At 69.1% G+C, this 5,976-nt stretch carries 6 protein-coding genes and 1 riboswitch; of the genes, 5 read left to right on the top strand and 1 reads right to left on the bottom strand.

Translation table 11 applies throughout. The features are described 5' to 3' along the window. Nucleotides 1-42: 42 nt before the first annotated feature. Nucleotides 43-1,227: a cation:proton antiporter domain-containing protein gene (locus tag ACESY8_RS12755; protein ID WP_498794764.1), complete on the bottom strand. Its 1,185-nt coding sequence runs from the start codon at nucleotides 1,225-1,227 to the stop codon at nucleotides 43-45. 51 nt (nucleotides 1,228-1,278) lie between these two features. Continuing rightward, a riboswitch (Fluoride riboswitch) is annotated at nucleotides 1,279-1,351 on the bottom strand. A gap of 116 nt (nucleotides 1,352-1,467) precedes the next feature. On the opposite strand from ACESY8_RS12755, the gene ACESY8_RS12750 reads away from it, so the two are divergent. From ACESY8_RS12750 to ACESY8_RS12730, 5 genes are all read left to right on the top strand, one after another. Beyond that, the gene (locus ACESY8_RS12750) at nucleotides 1,468-2,322 is read left to right on the top strand and encodes a TraX family protein (RefSeq protein WP_054339459.1); all 855 of its coding nucleotides are present in this window, start codon (nucleotides 1,468-1,470) and stop codon (nucleotides 2,320-2,322) included. Nucleotides 2,323-2,332: 10 nt separating this feature from the next. Beyond that, on the top strand, nucleotides 2,333-2,998 hold the full coding sequence (locus tag ACESY8_RS12745; RefSeq protein WP_007488927.1) for a response regulator transcription factor: 666 nt from the start codon (nucleotides 2,333-2,335) through the stop codon (nucleotides 2,996-2,998). Continuing rightward, nucleotides 2,983-4,407: a sensor histidine kinase gene (locus ACESY8_RS12740; RefSeq protein WP_498794763.1), complete on the top strand. Its 1,425-nt coding sequence runs from the start codon at nucleotides 2,983-2,985 to the stop codon at nucleotides 4,405-4,407. The genes ACESY8_RS12745 and ACESY8_RS12740 overlap by 16 nt, the downstream gene beginning before the upstream one ends. Before the next feature lie 36 nt (nucleotides 4,408-4,443). Beyond that, on the top strand, nucleotides 4,444-5,211 hold the full coding sequence (locus ACESY8_RS12735) for a TatD family hydrolase (protein WP_054339419.1): 768 nt from the start codon (nucleotides 4,444-4,446) through the stop codon (nucleotides 5,209-5,211). A gap of 64 nt (nucleotides 5,212-5,275) precedes the next feature. After that, on the top strand, nucleotides 5,276-5,893 hold the full coding sequence (locus tag ACESY8_RS12730) for a TatD family nuclease-associated radical SAM protein (RefSeq protein ID WP_204681849.1): 618 nt from the start codon (nucleotides 5,276-5,278) through the stop codon (nucleotides 5,891-5,893). Nucleotides 5,894-5,976: the final 83 nt, after the last annotated feature.

The following is a 5,976-nucleotide window of genomic DNA, read 5'->3' as shown; positions in this document are numbered from 1 at the left end:
CCCCCCCCCCCCCCCCCCCCCCCCCCCCCCCCTTGCTGTTCTCTATCCCCTGTCCCGGCGCAGCAGGCGCCGGAAGCTCAGGTCGATGGCCAGGGCCCCCAAGGGGGCAGTGACCAGGATAGCGACTACCGCCACGGTGAGCACCACCTGCCCACAGGCCAGGCCCATGGCCAGAGGGACACCGCCGATGGCGGCCTGCACTGTAGCTTTGGGCAGATAGGCCAGCACGGCAAACAGCCGCTCCCGTCCGCTCAGGCGGCTCCCCGCCACGCAGAGGAGCACCCCCACGGCCCGGAAACACAGCACCCCCAGCACCGTGGCCACGGCGGCCAGCCCTGCCGCCGCGGCGTAGCCGATGTCCACCTCGGCCCCCACCAGGACAAAAAGCATCACCTCGGCCGCCACCCACAGCTTACCGAACTTGGCAGTGAGCCGCTCCGCCGCCGGCCTCCGCCAACGGCGCAGGCCCAGGCCCGTCCCCAGAACAGCCAGCAGCCCGGAGAAGGGGACCACCCCCTCCGCCGCGTCCTCCAGGGCAACCAGCAGGAAAGCCAGCGCCAGCAGCACCACCACCTTGGCCGAGTCCCGCAGGTGGAAGCGGGTGAAGCATTTAGCCAGGACGTATCCCAGCCCCAGGCCCGCCGCCCCACCCAGCACAATGGATACCGGCACCCCCGCCAGGACCGCAGGGGAAAAGCTGCCTCCCTGAGCCATGCCGGTAAAGGAGGTAAAGAGGACGATGATGAACACATCGTCCACCGAGGCCCCGGCGAGAATCATCTGGGGGATGCCCTTGTCTGCGCCATAGCCCTCCTCCATCAGCCTGAGCATCCGGGGAACGATGACCGCGGGGGACACCGCCCCCACCACTGCGCCCATAATGGCGGCGTCCAACACGTCCACCCCCAGCAGCCGGGGAGCCAGCAGCACCATGCCCAGCACCTCAAAGGAAGCGGGCACGAAGCACAGCAGCACGGCGGGCCGCCCGGCCCGGCGCAGATCCTCCAGCTCCAGGGACAGGCCCGCCCGGGTGAGGATGATCACCAGGGCGAGCTGCCGCAGGTCTGCGGAAATACCTAACAGGGATGGGCTGAGCAGGTTAAGTACGCAGGGCCCCAGCAGAATCCCCGCCAGCAGCATCCCCACCAGGGACGGCAGGCGGAGCCTGCTGGGCATGGCCCCCAGGGCCATGCCCAGCAGCAGCACATAGGCGAGACTGGTTAACATAACAAATCATTCCTCTCCAGAGGGCAGAAAAAAAGCCAATGCCCCCTGCAATCTCTTGCAGAAGTCATCAGCCAAGCGGCGGTTCGGGCCAGCGCCCCGGGAGAACCTCATTCCCGTGTTCCGGCTGCTATCCTACCATACATCCCTTCCCCTGTCAAGACCGCCTTTTTCGATATCCTTAGAGATTCCTTAGAATTACCTGCTATCCTGTGGACAGACCACAAAAAGGAGCTGTCCGCAATGGAAACACATCATATCACCCCCGCCCGGGGGTTGTCCGAGACGGGGCTGAAATGGATCGCCCTGGTCACCATGGTGCTGGACCACATTCACTACTTTTTCAGCTTTACCGGGTGCGTCCCCGAGTGGTTCAGTATGGTGGGGCGGCTGGGCGCGCCCCTGTTCCTGTTCTGCCTGGTGGAGGGCTTCACCCACACCCACAGCCGGAAGCGGTACTTCGCAAGGGTCTACGTCCTCTCCACCGCCATGTCTCTCCTGTTCTTCTTCATGGCCTTTGCCCACGTGCTGGTGCGGCCCGACGGGTTCTACCCCGCCAACGGCATGATGACCACCTTTGTGATTCTCATGGTGATGTTCCAGGGCATCGACTGGCTGGGCCGGCGGCATATTGTCCGGGGCCTGGCGGCGCTTCTTCTCCCCCTGGCCTGGCCCTTCCTGGCCTCCGCCCTCTCCCTGGCCGTCCCCGCCCTGGCCACCCCCGTGGGCCTGGCGGCCTACTCCGTTCTCCCCGCCTGGGGCATCACCGGGGACAGCAGTTGGCCGGTGCTGGCCATGGGGCTGGTGCTCTACCTGTTCCGCCGGAACCGGAGGGGGCAGGTACTGGCCTTCGCCGTGTTCTATTTTCTTTACGGGGTGGTGTATATGGGCCTCATGGCCTCCCAGATGCCCGATTTCGCCTGGAGCCAGCTCTTCACCCGGTACTACGAGATCTACGGCATCCTGGCCGCGCCCCTCATGCTGTGCTATAATGGGCAGCGGGGCGGAGGCCACAAGCGGCTGTTCTACGCCTTCTATCCCGCCCATATTTACATCCTCTACGCCCTGTCGTGGGGGCTCTATCTTCTGCTGAACTGAGGTGGTATCCATGGCCCATATTCTGGTGGTGGACGACGACGGGGATCTCCGCGCCCTGCTGAAAACCGCCCTGGAGCGGGACGGACACCAGGTCTCCCTCCTCGACCGCGGCGGGGCGGTGAGCGAGGCCCACTGCCGCTGGGCGGACTGCATTCTCCTGGACGTGATGATGCCGGGGGAGGACGGCTTTGCCACCTGCCGCCGCATCCGCGCCCTGGCCGCCTGCCCCATTCTCTTTCTCACCGCCAAGACCGAGGAGGCCGACGTGCTCACCGGCCTGGGGCTGGGTGGGGACGACTACCTGTCCAAGCCCTTCCGCATCGCGGAGCTGAGGGCCAGGGTGGCCGCTCACCTGCGGCGGGAGTCCCGGGCGCCCCGCAGCCGCATCCGCCGCGGCGGGCTGGACTTCGATCTGGAGGAGCGGGCCGTCTACTGCGGGGAGGAACCGCTGCACCTGACCCGAAGCGAGTATGCCATCTGCGCCCATCTGGCCGCCCACCCCGCCCAGACCTTTACCAAGGAGCAGATCTACGAGGCGGTATTCGGCTTTGACGGCACGGCGGACTCCTCCGCCATCACGGAGCACATCAAGAACATCCGCGCCAAGCTGCGGGCCGTGGGGCTCTCCCCCATCCAGACCGTGTGGGGGGTGGGCTACAAATGGGAAAGCGCATGAGGCGGCGGACGGGGCTCACCGCCCTGTTCTGGCGCTACCTGCTCGTCACCGGCGGGGCGGTGGTGCTGCTGGCCGTCCTCTGGTGGGGCGGCCTGTCCGCCCTGCTCCGCAGCGGCTTTGTCCTCCCGGCGGGCACCGCCGCCGGGCAGGCGGACGGGCTGGTCCGCGCCCTGGAGGCCGGGGAGCTAACCCCGGCGGAGCTGCCCCACTACTACCGCTGGGCCGTCTTTGACGGCTCCGCCCAGGCGGTGGGGCAGCGCGGCATGGACGGGCGGCGCCTGGGCTATGCCCGGGCCGCGCTGGAGGGCGACCGCACCCTCCACGGCTTCCCCTACCAGCAGTACCACCGCTCCGCCCAGCTCCCCGACGGCACGGTGTGCCTGCTCCAGTTCGACTACTCCATGCCCTACGGCTCCCCCGCGCTCCAGGGGAGGCTTCCGGAGTTCCAGACCTGCGCCACGGCGGTGCTGCTGGCGGCCTGGCTGGCCGCCGGGGCCCTCTCCACCCGGCACTTCGCCGGCCTGCTCCGGCGGGACGCCGCCCTCCTCACCGCCGCCACCGGAGCCATCGCCGCCCGGCGGCTGGACCTCCCCCTGGACGGCGGGGCCCGGGTGCGGGAGCTGGGGGAGAGCCTGGCCGCTATGGAGCAGCTCCGGAAGGCCCTGGCCCGGTCTCTGTCCGAGCAGTGGGCCATGGAGCAGGAGCGCACCCAGGCGCTGGCCGCCCTGGCCCACGACCTCAAGACCCCCCTGTCCATCGTCAGCGGCAGCGCGGAGCTGCTGGAGGAGGACGCCCTCTCCCCCGCCCAGCGGGAGCGCGTGGACGCCATTCTCCGCAGCGCCGGACGTATCCGGGACTATATGGAGCAGCTCCGCGCCCTCACCGCCACCGGGGGCCCGGCGGAGGCGGGCGGACGGGCGACGGCGGAGCTGTCCGCGCTGGCGGAGGGCTGGGCGGCCGCCGGGCGCGGCCTGTGCGCCCCCAGAGGGCTGCGCTTTTCTCTGGACTGCCCCGCCTCCCGCCCCTGCGCCCTGTTCCGGTCGGAGTTGGACCGGGCGGTGCTCAACCTGCTGGACAACGCCGCCCGCTTCACCCCGGCGGGGGGCGCGGTGCGCCTGTCGGCGTATGTGGAGGGAGATGTGCTCACCGTGGCCGTGGAGGACTCCGGCCCCGGCTTCTCCCCCGAGGCCCTGGCCCGGGCGGGGCGGGGCTTTTACACCGGCGACGCTAGCCGGCCCCGGGAGGGCCACATGGGCATGGGTCTCACCTTCGCCCGCCAGACCGCCCGCCGCCACGGCGGGACGCTGGAGCTGTCCAACACCGGCCGGGGGGCCCGGGCGGCCCTCACCCTGCCCCCCCCCCCCCCCCCCCCCCCTTCTTGTATTTTTGCCCGTTCCGCGCTATCATAGAGGGAGAACCCATCCCAACACTGTGAGGTCTGCCCTATGATTTTTGACACCCACGCCCACTACTACGACGAGGCCTTCGACGCCGACCGGGACGCGCTGCTCGCCTCCCTGCCCGGCCGGGGGGTGGCCCTGGTGGTCTGCCCCGGCTGCGATCCGGAGTCCTCCCGCCAGTCCATCGCCCTGGCGGAGCGGTACGGCTTTCTCTACGCCGCCGCCGGATACCACCCGGAGAATCTGGAGGGGGCGGCCCTCTCCGACCTGGACGCCGTCAAGGCCCTGTGCGCCCACCCGAAGGTGGTGGCGGTGGGGGAGATCGGCCTGGACTACTACTGGCTCAAGACGCCGGAGGAGCGGGCCGGCTCCCGGGACTTCTTCGACGCCCAGCTCTCCCTGGCGGAGGAGCTCAACCTCCCCGCCATCGTCCACGACCGGGACGCCCACCGGGACTGCCTGGACATCGTCCGCGCCCACCCCGGCGTCCGTGGGGTGTTCCACTGCTACTCCGGCAGCCTGGAGGACGCCAAGGTGCTGGTGGACAAGGGCTGGATGCTCTCCTTCACCGGCAATATCACCTTCAAAAACGCCCGCCGGGCCCCCGACATCCTCCGCTGGCTGCCCCTGGAGCGGCTGATGCTGGAGACCGACGCCCCCTACATGGCCCCCGAGCCGTACCGGGGCCAGCGGTGCGACTCCACCATGATCGCCCGCTCCGCCGAGACGGTGGCCCAGCTCCGGGGCCTCACCCGGGACGAGGTGGAGGCCGTTACCCTGGAGAACGGCAAGAAGTTCTTCGGCATCGCCTGAGCGGCGGACGGCCCCCGGCCGCCCGCCTGTCCTGGATCGGAATTGATAAGGGAGGTAATCCACTATGATGACCATTTCCTATGAGTATGAGGGCGCGCTCTACGTGAACCTCACCAACAGGTGCGACTGCGCCTGCGTATTCTGCCTGCGCCACAACGGCCACAAGGGCTCCATCTACGCCGACGACCTGTGGCTGGAGCACGAGCCCACCCGGCAGGAGGCCCTGGACAACCTGCTGGCCCGGGACTTCTCCCAGTACCGGGAGCTGGTGTTCTGCGGCTTTGGAGAGCCCATGTACCGCACCGACGACATCGTGTGGCTGGTGGACGAGCTGAAAAAGCGGGTGCCCAACCTGCCCCCGGTGCGCATCAACACCAACGGCCACGCCAACCTGTTCCTGGGCCGGGACGTGGCCCCCCTGCTCCAGGGGCGCATTGACACCATCTCCATCTCCCTCAACGGCTCCACGCCGGAGGAGTACTGCGCCGTCACCAAGCCCCGCCAGGGCGTGCAGGCGTGGGACGCCATGCTGGACTTTGCCCGGGAGTGCCGGGAGTACGTGCCCCACGTGGTCATGACCATCGTGGACAAGGAAAAGACGCCGGAGGAGATCGCCCGCTGCCGCAGGCTGACCGAGGACTTGGGCGTTACCCTTCGTATCCGGGCCTATATCCCGGACTGAAACAGCTCTCTCATATGGGCAGGGGGGGGGGGGGGGGGGGGGGGGGGGGGGGGGGGGGGGGGGGGGGGGGGGGGGGGGGGGGG

This window comes from Clostridium sp. ATCC BAA-442 (assembly GCF_964239415.1).
Taxonomy (GTDB): domain Bacteria; phylum Bacillota; class Clostridia; order Oscillospirales; family Oscillospiraceae; genus Flavonifractor; species Flavonifractor plautii.
Note: the sequence above shows the minus strand (reverse complement) of the source record. Positions and strands in the feature narration are given on the sequence as shown.